This window comes from Psychrobacter sp. LFX-11D (assembly GCF_904846475.1).
Lineage (GTDB): Bacteria > Pseudomonadota > Gammaproteobacteria > Pseudomonadales > Moraxellaceae > Psychrobacter > Psychrobacter cryohalolentis.
This window is the reverse complement of sequence record NZ_CAJHAV010000039.1, coordinates 1-906: the sequence shown is the minus strand read 5'-3', so window position 1 is coordinate 906 and position 906 is coordinate 1. Positions and strand designations below refer to the sequence as shown.

General features: G+C 39.1%; 2 protein-coding genes. Both read right to left on the bottom strand.

Annotation, left to right across the window (positions count from 1 at the left end; all coding sequences use genetic code 11):
- Positions 1-5 precede the first annotated feature (5 nt).
- A complete protein-coding gene (locus JMX75_RS12835; protein WP_227673107.1) occupies positions 6-566 on the bottom strand; it encodes an IS630 family transposase in 561 nt (186 codons plus the stop codon).
- Positions 493-843: an IS630 transposase-related protein gene (locus JMX75_RS12985; protein WP_227673106.1), complete on the bottom strand. Its 351-nt coding sequence runs from the start codon at positions 841-843 to the stop codon at positions 493-495. Before JMX75_RS12985 ends, JMX75_RS12835 begins: the two co-directional genes overlap by 74 nt.
- Positions 844-906: the final 63 nt, after the last annotated feature.

Below are 906 nucleotides of genomic sequence, written 5' to 3'. Positions count from 1 at the left end.
TATAGTCAATCCACAATAAAACTGGAACAACCCATATCATAAAATAGTTTAGGTAGATTATTCTCCATCCAACCTTGGCGTAGAAACTTTGCTTGCGCCCATTTCTTTTCGATAGGATTTAGATCAGGACTGTAGGGTGGTAAGAATAGAAGCCTGTGACCGTACCTATTCAGCAGTCTTTGTACTCGTTTGTGAAATCTGGCGTTATCCATCACAATCACACATTTGGTTTTAAGACTTGGGATTAGGGTGTATTTACACCAGTCGTAGAATATATCGCCATTAATATTTTTATCAAAGTAATCAAGCGCAAACAGCATCTTTTCATACAAAGCACCGATGACGTTGGTACGCTTTTTTGCTTGCCAGTTGTAGCGATCAATGCAAGGTTTTCCTATTGGTGCATAGCCGTAAGGGCGAATAGTTTCAGCTTCAAAGCCGCTTTCATCCATATAAATAATGGGATAGCCTTGCTTCATAAAATGATCAAGCTTACTTTGATATTCCGCTCTTTTGATCGGACATGCTTTTGGATGTTCTAAGGTCTTTTTTTTGACTGATGTCAAGACGCTTTAAGGCCGACTCAATGCCTGACTTACTGCACCCTAAACGCTGTGCTCGCTCGTACATATAATCGTCTGGATACTGCTTAACATCTTTTAATAATGCTTCATTTGATATTTTAGTCGGTGCTTTATTTCTAGTCGTTTTAGGAACTAAGCTCTGCTGCCAGCTGTGAATAGAGCTCGTGCTAAGCTCGTAAAAAGCAGCAGCTTCTCGAATGGTCATGCCGTCTTTAATGCTACGCAGTACTTGTTTGCGAAAGTCGATTGAATAGGTCACGGTTTATTTCACTAAATGAATTGATTATAAACATTGTATCGGTTTTATCTAAGATTGACTATA